General features: G+C 43.5%; 12 protein-coding genes. 6 read left to right on the forward strand and 6 right to left on the reverse strand.

What is annotated here, in order from left to right:
* Positions 1-105 precede the first annotated feature (105 nt).
* The 3 genes from KDW99_RS18445 (at position 106) to ettA (ending at position 4,288) form a co-directional block, all read left to right on the forward strand.
* Positions 106-846: a transporter substrate-binding domain-containing protein gene (locus tag KDW99_RS18445; protein WP_255826775.1), complete on the forward strand. Its 741-nt coding sequence runs from the start codon at positions 106-108 to the stop codon at positions 844-846.
* Positions 847-900: 54 nt separating this feature from the next.
* Complete coding sequence (locus KDW99_RS18450; RefSeq protein WP_255826777.1) at positions 901-2,397, forward strand: methyl-accepting chemotaxis protein; 1,497 nt, start codon at positions 901-903, stop codon at positions 2,395-2,397.
* 229 nt (positions 2,398-2,626) lie between these two features.
* Positions 2,627-4,288: an energy-dependent translational throttle protein EttA gene (ettA, locus tag KDW99_RS18455; RefSeq protein ID WP_255826778.1), complete on the forward strand. Its 1,662-nt coding sequence runs from the start codon at positions 2,627-2,629 to the stop codon at positions 4,286-4,288.
* Positions 4,289-4,342: 54 nt separating this feature from the next.
* On the opposite strand, the gene KDW99_RS18460 is transcribed toward ettA, so the two are convergent.
* The 3 genes from KDW99_RS18460 to KDW99_RS18470 all read right to left on the reverse strand — a co-directional run bounded on the left by KDW99_RS18460 (position 4,343) and on the right by KDW99_RS18470 (position 6,789).
* On the reverse strand, positions 4,343-5,164 hold the full coding sequence (locus KDW99_RS18460; RefSeq protein ID WP_255826779.1) for an AbiH family protein: 822 nt from the start codon (positions 5,162-5,164) through the stop codon (positions 4,343-4,345).
* Between the two features lie 24 nt (positions 5,165-5,188).
* Positions 5,189-5,593 (reverse strand): type II toxin-antitoxin system HicB family antitoxin, encoded by a 405-nt coding sequence (locus tag KDW99_RS18465; RefSeq protein WP_255826780.1) that lies wholly within the window; start codon positions 5,591-5,593, stop codon positions 5,189-5,191.
* Positions 5,594-5,832: 239 nt separating this feature from the next.
* Positions 5,833-6,789 (reverse strand): DMT family transporter, encoded by a 957-nt coding sequence (locus tag KDW99_RS18470; RefSeq protein ID WP_255826781.1) that lies wholly within the window; start codon positions 6,787-6,789, stop codon positions 5,833-5,835.
* A 136-nt stretch (positions 6,790-6,925) separates the two neighbouring features.
* Here KDW99_RS18470 and KDW99_RS18475 point away from each other — a divergent pair, with 136 nt between their 5' ends.
* Positions 6,926-7,387, forward strand: coding sequence for an Lrp/AsnC family transcriptional regulator (locus KDW99_RS18475; protein WP_255826782.1), 462 nt, complete (start codon positions 6,926-6,928; stop codon positions 7,385-7,387).
* An 80-nt stretch (positions 7,388-7,467) separates the two neighbouring features.
* Here KDW99_RS18475 and KDW99_RS18480 read toward each other — a convergent pair whose 3' ends face one another.
* Positions 7,468-9,081 carry a methyl-accepting chemotaxis protein gene (locus KDW99_RS18480; RefSeq protein WP_255826783.1) on the reverse strand — a complete coding sequence of 538 codons (1,614 nt, stop codon included), beginning with the start codon at positions 9,079-9,081 and terminating at the stop codon, positions 7,468-7,470.
* A gap of 279 nt (positions 9,082-9,360) precedes the next feature.
* Here KDW99_RS18480 and KDW99_RS18485 point away from each other — a divergent pair, with 279 nt between their 5' ends.
* Both KDW99_RS18485 and KDW99_RS18490 read left to right on the forward strand, forming a co-directional pair.
* On the forward strand, positions 9,361-10,683 hold the full coding sequence (locus KDW99_RS18485) for a DUF2868 domain-containing protein (RefSeq protein ID WP_255826784.1): 1,323 nt from the start codon (positions 9,361-9,363) through the stop codon (positions 10,681-10,683).
* 3 nt (positions 10,684-10,686) lie between these two features.
* On the forward strand, positions 10,687-12,069 hold the full coding sequence (locus KDW99_RS18490) for a DUF3482 domain-containing protein (RefSeq protein ID WP_255826785.1): 1,383 nt from the start codon (positions 10,687-10,689) through the stop codon (positions 12,067-12,069).
* Here KDW99_RS18490 and KDW99_RS18495 read toward each other — a convergent pair.
* Positions 12,066-12,785: a 1-acylglycerol-3-phosphate O-acyltransferase gene (locus tag KDW99_RS18495; RefSeq protein ID WP_255826786.1), complete on the reverse strand. Its 720-nt coding sequence runs from the start codon at positions 12,783-12,785 to the stop codon at positions 12,066-12,068. The genes KDW99_RS18490 and KDW99_RS18495 overlap by 4 nt on opposite strands.
* A gap of 45 nt (positions 12,786-12,830) precedes the next feature.
* The gene (locus KDW99_RS18500) at positions 12,831-15,137 is read right to left on the reverse strand and encodes an EAL domain-containing protein (protein ID WP_255826788.1); all 2,307 of its coding nucleotides are present in this window, start codon (positions 15,135-15,137) and stop codon (positions 12,831-12,833) included.
* Positions 15,138-15,149: the final 12 nt, after the last annotated feature.

Below are 15,149 nucleotides of genomic sequence, written 5' to 3' on the forward strand. Positions count from 1 at the left end.
ATATTGAGATATATCGGAGTGATAGCTCTGATGCTTCATTCCCTTTATTCAATAAGCGCCGAAACCATCCACGTCAACAAAGTGGTAGGTGAAAAAGAAGCGCTTATGTTTAATGTCCTTAAGCTCGTTATGAGTAAGGTTGACCCTGACACTACCTTCGTTCAAAACGACCAAGAGCTAAACACAGCTCGAGCCATTGGTGCCGTCGAATCCAAAAAACTCGATGTAATGTGGGGAGGCTCCACCTCCACTTACGAAGATAAAATGCTCCCAATCCGAATTCCCGCACTGAAAGGGCTGCTCGGACACCGAATCTTTATTATTCGCGCCAGTGACCAAGAAAAATTCAACCAAATACATTCTTTGGAAGATTTAAAGAAACTCGATGCTGGCTTAGGCAAACTTTGGGGTGACACAAAGGTAATGAAATTAGCCGACATCCCGACGGTCACTACGATGAAATACCCTAACTTATTTTTGATGCTAGAAGGCGGCCGTTTCGACTACTTCCCCAGAGCGCTTCATGAACCTTGGGTAGAAGTAAAATCTCGTCCGGAGCTGAACTTAGCCATTGAAAAACATCTCATGCTGATTTACCCATTCGCGCAATATTTCTATGTCGAAAAATCCAACAAAACGTTGCACGACAAAATTTACAAAGGCTTTGAAATGGCTATCGCTGATGGCAGCTATAACAAACTCTTCTTCAATCATCCGATGATTAAAGATGTGTTAGAGCAAGCCAACTTAAAGCAACGTACAGTCATTCGTATCAAAAATGCCACCATGCATCCAGATACGCCCTTTGACCGCAAAGAATTTTGGTTAGATTTAGACAACCTTTAAACCAACTATTTAACGGCATATTCCTTACTCCCAAAGCAACGATACGAGATAGAAATGAATTCAATCAAACAGAAATCCATGCTTTTCCTTTCTACAGCCTCACTACTCGTGATGGTGATTATTTTTTCCAGTAGTTACATGTTGGCAAAAAATCATTTTGAAGAAGCATTAAACAAACAAATAAAAGGTTTAAACAACACCTTATCGATTGCGCTGCAAGAGCCGATATTTTCTTATGATTCGGGTCTTATTGAGCGCATCATGTCCTCGTTTATGAATCTCCCTTTTGTTGACGGCATCAAAGCGTATGATCAAAGAGATAAGCTACTAGGTACAGCGAAAGATGATCAAAGTACCAAAGCAGACTCCAAGGACTTACGTGTCGATACTATAGATATCGTTTGGAGTGACAAAAGCGTCATTGGTCATCTTGAAGTGACCTACCGAATGGACAGTAATGCAGAATTACTTTCATCCATACAGATTATGTTTTTGTTAATCGGTGTGATTTTATTGCTGGTGCTACAAGTAACCAACTGGTTCGTTTTAACTCGCTATGTCGTAAACCCAATCAAAGTGGTTGCTAGCGCCATGGCTGAAATCGCACAAGGTGGCGGTGACTTAACAAGACGCCTAAACATTCAGAGTAAAGATGAAGTGGGTGCGCTGGCCCATGGTTTTGATACTTTCATTTCCAATCTTCATACCTTGGTACAAAAAATTGTTAATTCAAATAACGAGCTATCAAATTGTTCTCAAAGTATAAAGTCCAATGCTAATGAAAACACCAAGTCCACTGAGCAACAGTTGTTAGAAATTGAACAAGTTGCTACTGCACTTAACGAAATGTCATCAGCCACTCAAGAAGTCGCTAGAAACGCAAACGAAACGGCCGATAAAACCCAACGCTGTAACGAGCTGGCGCTCAAAGGCAATACCATTGTCAAAAACACCATCAATGATATTCACAACTTAGGCCAAGAAATTAATTCAACGTCTGACAAAATCATTGAATTGAAAGACCAAAGTGCGCAAATCAATACGGTATTGGATGTCATCAAAGGCGTTGCAGAACAAACCAACTTGCTGGCACTGAACGCCGCGATAGAAGCCGCACGTGCTGGCGAGCAGGGCCGCGGCTTCGCGGTCGTCGCCGATGAAGTGCGTTCATTAGCGCAACGAACTCAAGATTCAACCACAGAAATTGAAGGCATCATTAACAATTTGCAGTCCGCTTCGGAAGGCGCTAGTAAGCTAATGCAATCCACCAGCGCAACGCTGCAAAAGACCATTGATGAATCCGGTGGCGCCATCACCGCTCTAGACGATATTATTCAGGACATTGTGGTCATCAATGATATGAACGCCCAAGTAGCAACCGCCACAGAAGAACAAAGCTCTGTGGCATCTGAAGTTAGCGACAAAGTGCTGATCATTAATAATGCCACCATTGTGATTACCGACAATGCAGCAAGTATCGAACAGCTGAGTGATCAGCTCGACTCTCTTAGCTCCAGCATTAACAGTGATTTATCAAACTTTAAGCTCTAAACCATCTTAGTAAAAAAAGCGCAGTAAGAACCGCCACAATAAATAGCGGTTCTTACTCACCTCTGTATTTTTCCCAATCATCCCCTGTGCTATCCTTACCTCACTAATTGCATTTGGCTCTCCATCGACTTGCTAGACCTTTCTAGCAATCCCGTGGAGCGTTTTAACGAAACCCTTGCACGATGACACTCGTTCAAGGGTCTTCAATAACAGGATAAGTTGACTCTTTATGGCTCAGTTTGTATACAGCATGAACCGCGTTGGGAAAGTTGTTCCCCCAAAACGTGAGATTCTAAAAGATATTTCTCTTTCATTCTTCCCTGGCGCTAAGATCGGTGTATTGGGTCTTAACGGTTCTGGTAAATCGACTCTACTTCGCATTATGGCGGGTGTTGATACCGAGCATAATGGTGAAGCACGTCCAATGCCGGGCATCAAAATCGGCTACTTGGAGCAAGAGCCGCATCTTGATCCAGAAAAGAACGTGCGCGGCATCGTTGAAGAAGCCTTCACTGACGTTATCGAAGCCATGGCACGTTTGGATGCAGTTTACGCAGAATACGCAGAGCCAGACGCAGACTTTGATGCCCTAGCAAAAGAACAAGGCCAACTTGAAGCCTTGATCGAAGCAAAAGAAGGCCACAATCTAGAGCGTGCTCTTGAAGTTGCTGCCGACGCACTACGTCTGCCTCATTGGGATGCAAAAGTAGAACATCTTTCTGGTGGTGAGCGTCGTCGTGTTGCCTTATGTCGTCTATTGCTTAACAAGCCAGATATGATCCTTCTAGACGAGCCAACAAACCATTTGGATGCGGAATCCGTTGCTTGGCTAGAGCGCTTCCTAAAAGATTACCCAGGCACTGTTGTGGCGATTACCCATGACCGTTACTTCCTAGACAACGCCGCTGGCTGGATTCTGGAACTTGACCGTGGCCATGGTATTCCATACGAAGGCAACTACTCTTCTTGGTTAGAGCAAAAAGACGCGCGTCTACAAACCGAAGCGAAGCAACAAGCCTCTCACCAAAAAGCCATTAAATCGGAACTTGAGTGGGTTCGCCAAAACGCCAAAGGTCGTCAGTCTAAATCCAAAGCCCGTTTGGCTCGCTTCGAAGAAATGAACTCGCAAGAGTTCCAAGATCGTAACGAAACCAACGAATTGTACATTCCACCGGGACCACGCCTTGGTTCTAAAGTCATCGAAATCGAAGGCGTTAGCAAAAGCTTCGAACACAAGATGCTACTAGAAGACTTCAACATGGTTGTGCCACAAGGCGCTATCGTCGGTGTTGTTGGTGGTAACGGTGCAGGTAAATCTACCCTATTCAAAATGATCGCCGGCATCGAGCAACCTGATTCAGGTACCGTCACCATAGGCGAAACCGTTCAGCTTGCTTACGTTGACCAAATGCGTGAACTCGACGGTGACAAAACCGTCTTCGAAGAGATCGCCGACGGCCAAGACATGATCACGGTTCACAACTACAAAGTGCCGTCTCGTGCTTACATTGGTCGCTTTAACTTCAAAGGGTCAGATCAACAAAAATTGGTTAAGCACTTGTCTGGTGGTGAGCGTAACCGTTTGCACCTTGCCAAACTGCTTAAAGAAGGCGGCAACGTATTGCTACTGGATGAGCCGACCAACGACCTTGACGTAGAAACTTTACGTGCACTGGAAGACGCCCTATTGGCCTTCCCAGGCGCCGCGATTGTTATTTCCCATGACCGTTGGTTCCTAGACCGTATCGCGACACACATCCTAGCGTACGAAGGCGATTCTAAAGCCGTCTTCTTCGAAGGTAATTACGCAGAATACGAAGCCGACTACAAACAACGTACCGGCAACGAAGCCACACCAACTCGTATCAAATACAAACGTATTGATGCTTAATTCGTTCAACTTCGCCTAGAAAATAAAAGAGCCGTTTCCATTGGAGCGGCTTTTTTATTTCGACACATCTATCTCTTTAAATGATGCTAAGTTATCTTTTAGTTGCCCCATTTGGCGTCCACTTAATGTATAAATTTGTGACAATAACTGATATTTAGCCATCTCATCATAGTAATAAAGATTTAGGCTTTCCCGTTGGTTTCTAGCTCGAGATTGCCTTCCTATAGCTAAATCTTGAAAGCATTTGAAGTACATATGGTCTGACTCACCTAGAGAGTGCCCAAATATTGACAAGCTTTCAAAATCATTAAGCGCTTGCATAACTTGCTCACCATCATAAAGCGAACTACTGGTTTTTCTTAAAAATGAGTGTTCGTTATTTATACAAGCATCATCATCGACTCCGAAAATAATGTCGTCCTGTTTAACACTTCCATGCACATGAATAATTGATTTATCAATCTTGTACTTAGGCACACCTAAGTTATTCAAAATAACTTCAACTGAATTTGTATAGTTGAAATTAAGTATCAAGAACTGCTCTCCTTTAATATTATCTAGTAACCGATACGCATGTGAGCTTTGATCCACATCTTCAAGTTTAATAGATTTTATATAGGATTTAAGCTCTTCACATAGCTTCTTGTACTCCAATAAAAAAGCATAAGTCTCAACTTCACTCTTAGAATAACTTTCCAACTCTTTCTCTATATCAATCCAGTTGGTTTTATCCATTTTTTCCAAGTGTTTAAACAACGGCAGACTACTATCCACTAAGTTTCTAGTAAAAAACGTAGAACCGATGAAATCTCGATAACTGGTTTTCAACCTTAAATTTAAATCAAACCCATTACCTATAATCAGAACATGACTCACTTCTGTTGATCTCCTTTTAGTCATTTAACTTAGCTGTAAAACTTTCTTAGATGCTTCCGCCAAGAACCCAGAACGCGATTTGTATTTCGGATTCGCGGCCACCATTTTATCGATTTTGGTAATGAGCAAATGCGGCAAGGTCACGTTAATTTTCTCGCTTTTACCCAGCAATGGCGTGATATCTATATTCACAACCGCCCACACGCCATCAGCGAAGTCTGGGTTCTCTTTATGAGTAGCGATTGGGCTTGCGGTCGGAATGTCTTCACCATCTTCTAATAAGAGTTCAAGGTGAGAAAAGATTGCTTCTTCGGCCATTTCTAGTGCTTCATCAAATGTATCGCCAGCAGAAAAACAGCCGGGCACATCTGGCACTGTCACGCCATAACTAACGCCATTGTCGGTATGTAATACAATTGGGTATTTCATTGATCGTACCTCTGCTAAAGCTGCTAAAGCCACTAATGAACTAGTTGAGCTGAGCTTGTTTTCAAAAATTCCAATAGGTTATTTTTTGAACCAAACGAACAATAACTCCAATAACCCTTAAAATAAATAGCTATGACTTCGAGGAAAATAAAAATCTCTATAAAAAACAAAACCCTGCTTACCATTGGCAAACAGGGTTGAGTATTTCCGGTTAAAGAAGTCTGGTCAGACCAACAAAACTACCGCTTCTTAAAAATTCCACTGGCGATAACCACACCAATGCTAACAAAGGTGAGTCCGGCGATGGAGTAGCCTTCTAGATGTTCGCCAAGTACGGGGATGGCGATGAGTGCCGCGAGTACTGGTGTGAAGGCGCCGATGGCGGCCATGTTTTCCGCACCGAGTTTTTGGATGGCGTAGCCATAGGAGAATCCCGTCATTAAACCAACCAGTAGGCTTTGTACAAGGATTTGTCCTGCCAGCATGTCCCAAGAAGCCTCAGCCAAACCGCTAGAGGCCAACCCAGTTGCCCATAAGAAAGCCAGCGCGATCAAGGAGACCAAGCCCATCAAGGCGGTTGAGACCAAAGGCGGTAAGCCAGCAATCCGCAAACTGACGGTATACACAGCCCAGAAGAAGCTCGCCCCCAGCAATAATAAATCCCCTTTCCAGGTGTTTTCTGGCGCGGTGAGCAATGACAAGCTGAGTAAAACAATCACGCCAATGCAAACCAAACTCAAACCAATCTTGCGTTCACGGCTGACTTTTTCTTGATAGAAAAGCACAGCCAGCAAGGTAACAAAGAAAGGAAAGGCACCAAGAATCAATAAACCTGCATGAGACGCTGGCGCGTATTTCAAACCTGTCGCACTGAGATAAAAAAACGGCAAACCGGCACCACAGACAATACCCAACAAAAGTATCGGAGAAACCGCTTTGACTTGCGCCCTACCGCGCCACAAAAAAGGAAGCAACAATAAGGCTGGTGGAGAGAAACGCAAAACGCCTAGATCAAACGCCGTCAAGGTATTTATCATGCCAGCTCGCATACTCACCAACCAAGACGCCCAAATCAAAATACTCACAAAGGCAGCCAATAAACCAAGACGAAAACCCCAACCTGTGGCGTATTGTTTGTATTTTGGTGGCTCTTCAGCCGATATGGATGATGTGTTTTGTGTCGCTGTTTGGGGCATAACTACCTCGTGGGAAATCGATCATCTTATTATCGACCCTCACTCCCGAGCATGTCCTTGCTATTTACCCTTAATAAAGGATATTTTTTAGCATATAACACCCAATTAAAACCTATAAATGACTGAGTGTGCCAATATGGACAAAACAGACCGAGATATTCTTTCCCATTTGCAATCTGATGGACGCCTAACCAACGTTGCTTTAGCGGAGGAAATTCATTTATCACCCTCGCCTTGTTTACGTCGCGTTAAACAACTTGAAGACACTGGCGTGATCGAAGGCTATAACGCACGGATTGATCGCCAAAAAGCTGGATTCTCGATGACGGTATTTGTCGAGGTACGCTTAAAAAGCCATGCAGACGACAAACACATCGTGTTTGAGCAAGCGATTTTAGAAATGGAAGACATCATCAGCGCGCACTTAGTCTCTGGCATTGCAGATTATCGGTTAGAAGTGGTCGCGGTGGATTTACAAGACTACGAGCGTATTCTAAAAGCCCTACAGTCTTTACCTCATGTGAAAGACATTCAAAGTCATTTTGCCATTCGCTCTGTAAAAACGGCAGCACCATTGCCATTAACAAGAATGTCTTAAACGACTTATCTTGGACTATAAACGAAAAAAACCGCCTATTTTTCAATAAGCGGTTTTAACAATACTAAGGCTGCGCTTGGTTAAACCTTAAAGCTCCCTACCTGTTGATCCAGTGCTTTATACAACTTAGTAATATCTTTTGACTGTTGTTGTATAAGATTAGATACCGACTGGACAGAGTCCGTCTGATCCTTTAGTGACACCATATTTTGATTGATGTCGTTAGCAACAATGGATTGCTCCTGCGTTGCTTGTGCCGTTTGTGCCGCCATTTCCTGAACTTTCGCGAAGGATTCCTGCAAACTATTGAAAACGCTGGTTACTTCACCAAAATTCTCCACGGTAGAACCTGCATTGTCGCGGCTGTTTTGTATCGCTTTAGAAGATTCAGCCACATTGATTTTTAGCTGCTCAATCATGCCTTCGATTTCATTGGTACTGTCTTGGGTACGCGTTGCTAAGGTGCGAACTTCATCCGCAACCACAGCAAAACCACGCCCTTGCTCACCGGCACGAGCAGCCTCAATGGCTGCGTTCAATGCCAACAAGTTGGTCTGTTCTGCAATGTTACGAATCACCTCTAATACCGACGCAATACTTTCCGAGCTTTTCTCTAGCTCGCCAGAACGACCCAGAGCAATCTCGATATCAGCCACTAGTGTGGTAATTGCATGCTGAGATTTATTGACGGCTGACATACCATTTTGCGTCAAACTGTTAGAGTTTTTCGCTTCGTCTGCAGTATCACGTGCCACTGTTGCCATTTGCTGATTAGACATATCCATTTCATGGCCTGCGCTCACAATAGAGGAGGATGCATTTGCCAATGCTGTGGTGATTCCAGACGTCTGAGTAGCAACACTATTAAGCTGTTCTGTCATTTCCCCCAAGGAGTCAGACTGCTTATGAATACTGCCGATGATGCTTCTTAGACGCTCTATAAAGTCGTTAAATTCATTGGCTAAGTCACCCAGTTCATCTTTAGTAGAAAACTCGATACGTTGAGTTAAATCACCATCACCTTCCGATATTTCACGAATACGCTGTCCTAAGTAACGTACTTGATTAGTAAGCGTTTTAGGTGTTTTGTAGCTGAACCAAGCAGCTATTACCAAACCGATAACCACAACAACAATCGCCATTTTCTCAAAAGCTTTTTCCTCTTCTATTACGGCTTTTTTAGACATTTCCGCATGGTTATTTACCGCTTCACCCGCTTTATCAAGAATGCCCCTTAAAGCGCTAAAGTCTGCATTGGCTTTTTGCTCTGCTGCTTTGAAAGTCGGTGCGTCTTTGTCTAGTGCGACAAAGGCATTAGAAGAGTTTAACCAAGTAGTAAAGGCTTTATCAAAGTCCCCTAAAGACTTATAGACTTGAGGCTCTGCAGACAGGTACTGACGGAAAAGGTTAAAACGATCTTTTACTTGTTGGGCATTTTCAACACGATCCTTTTCTTCGTCATCACGCTTACCAACACCTACGACAAGGCGCTGCTCAGCAAGCTTAGCCTGATAAAGATCTCTATCCGCATTCAGAATAACTGCAGAGGCTTTTCCGTAAGAGTCAGCCTGCGCATTAAGAGCATCGCTTAGCTGACTAATGATATATACCATTGAAGCTAAAGCAGCAATAAAGGTAAGGCTCATCACAAGTACGGGCAAAGAGCTCTTCACCCTAATAGAATTTAAACGCATAACTTTGTCTCCAACAACAATCACTGTGCCTACATAATATATCCTTATATTAGGTTGACTGTGCCCGAGGAATCAATCGAGGTTAACAATTACCTACATTTAGACTGCATTTACTAACTTATAAATACTATCCTGTTGATATAGCTCAACAACATTAACATTAGACTTAATTAAAGATAGGTGACTGACCTTTGCCTTTATCAATAACATCAAGTAAAACAAAGTAATAAAGAGGACAATGGAGTGCATACGAATCTATGAAAAGAGCAACGCGATAACATGACTTTCCCAACACTTAACGCAAAACTTGCCCTAGCAGCTTGGCTAGAAACTCATACAGAGTTTCGCTTGTCAGCTCACGCAAATGATCTACCTAGTGCACTAAAAGAGCTAGAAACATATCCTAAATCTACTAGCTACTTGGCTCAATTTACACAGCTAAAGCAATACTTTAATCGTGCAATTTTAGGTTTGCTGATCGTTTCTTTGTTGTTAGGTTTAATGGCGGTACCGCCCGCCTTTGCCACCAGCCAATCGAATCAGGTCAATATTTTCTGGCTGTTTATTATTCTATTAGGCTTCCATGCGCTGAACTTTATCGTTTGGTTTGTCACCATGATGGCAACCATGAAACAGCAAACTGAAAGCAAAGGCATGCTATTAAGCCTGCTGATTTTCTTAAATCGGAAAATAAGTAAGCACTCACATATCAACACGGACGTGAGTACTGCTTACATCCATTGGCAATGCCCCGCTCACTCGAATAAATGGTTAATCAGCAGTATTTCTCATGGTGCCTGGGGTTGTTATTTATTCGCAGGCTGGATCATGACGTTGTTATTACTACTTACCAATCAGGTAAACTTTGTCTGGGAAACCACGCTATTAAGCGACGACGCCTTTGTACAGCTGACGCAAACGCTCAGCGCTATTCCACAATGGTTTGGTATTGCCCTTCCAAACCAAGTGGACATTCTCGCTAGCCGTGTCGATCTTGTTTCACAAACGGCATCCACTCGACAACACTGGGCAAATTTCCTGCTCGCGAGTATTTTCCTTTACGGCGTCTTACCAAGGGTGATTTTTACCATCGCCTGTTTGGCCATGTATCACCTCAAACGAGCGGCTCAGCCACTCAGTACACAAGAGAAAATTATTCAGAATCGTTACCGACAACAAGAAAAGCAAAGCCGAAATATCTTAGATGCCGATCATCATCGCTCTGGTTCGTCGGCTCCTGCAAATGACACAAATAGCAACACACTAGCAGAAGATGCTTTTTCACAACATTGGGCCTTGTTTGAATGGAGCCAGGCGCGACCGGATTATCTACACGCAGCTCGCTCTGTTTCCTTATTAAATGGTCGAGAAGAACAAGATCGGTTTCTTGCTTCTGCGAATGACGAGACTATGTATATTTTGGTCAATGCAGAGCAAAGTCCAGATCGTGGCACACGACGATTTTTCACCCAAGTCAGCAAGGTGTATTCAGCTTTAACCATGGTCATTGCTGATCAAGGCCAGGCTAAATTTATTGAAGATTGGCAACGCCTAGCCAAAGAAGCGCACATTTACTCTACCCAACTCAAGCAGAAGGACTAAGCCGTGTCGATATCTCTCTTGGTCGTTGGCCACGCAAACACAGGCAAAACCTCATTGATCCGCACCCTGTTGCGTAAACAAGACTTTGGCGAAGTCAGCGATAGAGCTGGAACCACTCGTCATGTAGAAAGCGTGAAGATCAATATTGGCCAAGAAGCCATTATTACCTTAACCGATACACCCGGCTTTGAAGATTCCATTGGCCTTTGGCAAATTCGCCATTCAGACACCTTTAGCTCATATCAAGGAGCCGATTGGTTAAAGCCATTTTGTGAAAGCCACTTTGCGCAGGATGAGTTTGAACAAGAAGCAAAAATTCTTAAGCAATTAACCCAAGCCGATATCATTTTATACGTGATAGACATTCGCCAAGCCCCTCTGGGTAAATATTTAGATGAACTGGCGTTACTGGCCAGTGCAAACAAACCCATTATTCCTATTTTAAACTTTAGTGCATCACCCAGCGCACATTTAGAAGCTTGGCGCAAAGTCTTAGCAGAACGCCATTTGCATGCGGTGATAAAATACGACACGGTGGCGTTTTATTTCGAGGATGAAAAACGTCTGTATCAAAGCATTCAAAGCCTCATGCCAGAAAAGTATGACGCAATTAAACACCTTATCGAATCCCGAGAAGAAGCGGCACAACTTCGCCAGACAATGGCGGCTAACCAATTGTCAGAATTAATACTAAAAGCGGCGAGCACTCGTCTTGAATGTTCAAGTTACCCACCAAAGCCTGAGGAATCCTCCGTTTTCGAAGAAAAAGTACGCGCTCTAGAAAGTCGCTACATTAAAAACTTGCTGCGACTTTATGAGTTCCAAGCAGAAGACTTAAAAGCCACCCCGCTCGCCATTAAAAATGACCGCTGGCAACAAGACATTTTTGATGCTGAAACGCTAAAAGAATGGGGCGTTGAAACCAGTACCAGCGCCTTAACGGGTGCGGCGATTGGCGCGGGCATTGATGTCATGTCTGCAGGGTTAACGCTAGGCACAGCAACAACGATTGGTGCTATTTTAGGTGCCACATGGAAAACAGGCCAACATTATAAAGACACGCTAAAAAGTAAATTCACCAAGCGTTATTATTTGTGTCTTGATAAAGCGACACTGACTCTGCTGTGTCTTCGAGGTTTGACTGCCATCCGGCATTTGCATCAACGTGGTCACGCTTCACAGCAAGCCTACGAGCTGGCGAACCAAACCCAAGACGATGAACTTATTGATCAAATAAAACCTTATTGGAAACAGGCTCAGCAACATCCAGAATGGGAAAACCAGACCTTGTCTGACTCTCTCCCAAGCAAGCAAGATTTACAGCAAGTGTTAGAAAAAGCACTGAATTCAGATAAGAGTTTTAGTAAAACCCCAGACTCACGTTAATGATTGAGCAATTCCTGATCCAAACTCTGCTGAGTTTTATGCATTTGCTCTTCACAGGATTTTAATAAGTTCACCACATCGGTTTCATGCATGCCGCTTGTATCAATTGGTGGCAGCATTTCAACGATCACCTTGCCATTATTCCAACGATTCAAACCAATTTGTCCATGCGTACTGCTGCACACAACAGGAATAACGGGGACGCCCGCTTGAACCGCAGCGTGAAAAGCACCGCGTTTAAACGGCAACCAACCACGTCCGCGGCTGCGAGTGCCTTCTGGAAACATCCAAATAGATAAGCCTGTCTTTTTCATGCTAGAGACGATCTGATCAATGGTAGCTATCGCCTGCTTACGATCCTCTCGGTTGATCAAAAAATTACCACTGGCCCAATACAAAGCACCAAAGAAAGGAATCCATCGCAAGCTAGTTTTGCCCACGGTAACCACCCCTTTGGGTACGACGACAGCTAAGGTAAACAAATCAAAATTATTCTGATGGTTTGCCACGTAAACAGCTTGGGGGATATTTTTTGCAGATTCAGCCACTCGACCTTCGACCGACAATCCAAACAAAGGGCCGACTTTTGCAAACACACGGCCCAAATAGTACACGCGATTTTTTGACCATAAGGTAAGCAGGCAAAACACAATCCCCAGAAGGGTTACGCCTACCACCAACAATAATAGCAATGTCATCCGTATCAAAAGCAACATATTGGAATAAACCTCACATTAACAGCGTGTAAGATTGGTTAGAGATTAACGCGAATGAAATGTCTCACGCCATTTAAAAAACTCTTCTGCAACCAAAGGCTTAGAGAAAAAATAGCCTTGTATTTTATCACAATGATACTGCCTTAAAAGCGCCACGCCAGCGGCATTTTCTGCGCCTTCTGCAGTCACTTTAAAACCTAAACTCTGAGACAGTTCAATCGTCGCCTTAGTAATAAATTCATCCCCTTTATTCGTATCAATATATTGAATAAAGGCTCGGTCTATTTTCACTTCATTAACTGGCAATTCGCGTAGGTAAGATAAAGATGATTGCCCAGTACCAAAGTCATCAATAGCAAGATGAATGCCCATTTTTTGAAATGCTTTCAAGACATTAATAACTTTCGCTCGGTCTTTCATCACCGCACTTTCTGTCACTTCTAATGCCAGTGCACGAGTCGGTAAACGATTCGCCTGCAAGGCTTCAGAGACAATAAATGGCAACTGATCATCTAACAAGTCATGGGCTGATAAGTTCACGGCAACACGTATTTCATGCCCTTGTGTCCACCACTTGCTTAGTTGAGACAAAACCGTATTAAGCACCCACTTAGTTAACTGCTGGATGCTACCGGCGTGTTCTAACAAAGAAATAAACTCATCGGGAGGAAGGAAACCAAGCTCTGGATGAATCCAACGAATTAGCGCTTCGGCTTCGTGGCAATCATCACCTGCTAAACCAACCTTGGGCTGATAAACAACAAACAATTGACCGCCTTCTAGCGCAGCCGGTAGATCTCGAATAATTGTCAGCTGACGGCGATGGTTTTCATCCTGACCCACTTCATAAAAAACACATAAATCACTTGATTCACGCGCTTCATCGGCAACGATGTCTAAACGTCGCATGGCACTATTTACCGTTGTCGTAGCGTGCTCAAAAGGAAGCACGGCTATGCTGATATCTAAGCGAATACCCGAACCTTTTTCGACCTCAAATTCGTTATTAAAAAAGCCTTTTAAATCACTACAATCTTGCTGAGTAATGGAGCGATCAAAAATCAGCAAAAACTTATCTGCATTCAATCTTGCTAGCTTCTTGGCATCATGTCCCCACGCTTGAAGACGCTCCGCCACTTTTGATAACAACAAGTTGCCGACATCAAAACCCAGCATATTATTGATATCTTTAAAGTGACGAATGTTAACCAGCACTAAACCTCCCTGTTCTTTGGGTAAGGTGTCGCTTAAATACTGCTCTACCGCACTCTGATTGAATAACCCTGTCAGCTGATCATGGGAGGCCCGATAGTTGAGTTCTTCTTCCCTACTGATGATAGAGTCCTGCATCGTTTTCATGGTATGAGACAAAACACCAAACTCGCCACCGACATCCGGCGCACTCACTTTATCTTTCGTTCCACCCAAGCCAATTTGTTGGGCGTAATCTACCAAACGACCGATCGGCTTCGTCATATTTCGGGCCAACGCGATACCAAAAAACAAGGCCAAAGCTAAGGCACCAGTAAAAATCAATATCAGTTGATTACGTGTGTCGCGATAACTTTCTAACCAAGGGCCATAAGGCAAATGGATAATGCCCCATTGATTTGGCATACCAAGATCCACACCAAGAGATAAATACTTTTCATCACTAGAAAAGACGGGGGATTTGAGAATACTTTCAACGTTTCCAATATCCTTCAGTAACCGTTCTTTTTCGTCTAATGGAAGGGTCGATCCACCAGCAAGAGTGTGTTCATCATCCACTTCATAGACAAAGCTGATATCTAATCCCGTTACATTTTTAATCTGCTCAGCCAAGGCTTGGTCCAGCAAAAAAGCCATACCAACCCATGCCACCACGTTGGGAGCTTTAATCGGCACTAAAACCAACTGATAAGCACGATTATCAAAGGCAATCATGGTACTGATGGATGAACCACCAGAACGGCGAGCAGCAAAGACAAGTTCCGCAATGGCATTACTAATACTCAGTTCTTGGGTAGCAGTAATGAGTTCACCTTGCGGGGAAACAAGAAGAGAGATATCCGCATTGATACGGCCACCATGGTTTTGCAGCACCGAACGAATCGTACCCGTTTCTCTGGTTGCGACTGCTTGTTTAAAACCAAAGTCAGAAGTCAAAATCTCAACGCCCTTGGTTAACTGTTCGGCACGAGCTTCTAAAAACAAATCAAAGACGTTGCGTGATACATCAATAGAATGAACACCCTGTTTATAGTTATCTTCTTTTAACGACGATAAAACAGCTAACGCTGTTCCTAGCTGGACCAATGCAAGCAACACTAAGACAAACATAATGAGTCGTGCTTGAAAGCTTTTTAACACTATAAAACCTCT

Source organism: Marinomonas rhizomae (genome assembly GCF_024397855.1).
GTDB classification, from domain to species: domain Bacteria; phylum Pseudomonadota; class Gammaproteobacteria; order Pseudomonadales; family Marinomonadaceae; genus Marinomonas; species Marinomonas rhizomae_A.

What these genes read in the sequence shown, in the direction of transcription:
- KDW99_RS18445 (WP_255826775.1), top strand. Translation starts at nt 106, where the DNA reads ATGTTTAATGTCCTTAAGCTCGTTATGAGTAAGGTTGACCCTGACACT.
- KDW99_RS18450 (WP_255826777.1), top strand. Translation starts at nt 901, where the DNA reads ATGAATTCAATCAAACAGAAATCCATGCTTTTCCTTTCTACAGCCTCA.
- ettA (WP_255826778.1), top strand. Translation starts at nt 2,627, where the DNA reads ATGGCTCAGTTTGTATACAGCATGAACCGCGTTGGGAAAGTTGTTCCC.
- KDW99_RS18465 (WP_255826780.1), bottom strand. Translation starts at nt 5,593, where the DNA reads ATGAAATACCCAATTGTATTACATACCGACAATGGCGTTAGTTATGGC.
- KDW99_RS18470 (WP_255826781.1), bottom strand. Translation starts at nt 6,789, where the DNA reads ATGCCCCAAACAGCGACACAAAACACATCATCCATATCGGCTGAAGAG.
- KDW99_RS18475 (WP_255826782.1), top strand. Translation starts at nt 6,926, where the DNA reads ATGGACAAAACAGACCGAGATATTCTTTCCCATTTGCAATCTGATGGA.
- KDW99_RS18480 (WP_255826783.1), bottom strand. Translation starts at nt 9,081, where the DNA reads ATGCGTTTAAATTCTATTAGGGTGAAGAGCTCTTTGCCCGTACTTGTG.
- KDW99_RS18485 (WP_255826784.1), top strand. Translation starts at nt 9,361, where the DNA reads ATGACTTTCCCAACACTTAACGCAAAACTTGCCCTAGCAGCTTGGCTA.
- KDW99_RS18495 (WP_255826786.1), bottom strand. Translation starts at nt 12,785, where the DNA reads ATGTTGCTTTTGATACGGATGACATTGCTATTATTGTTGGTGGTAGGC.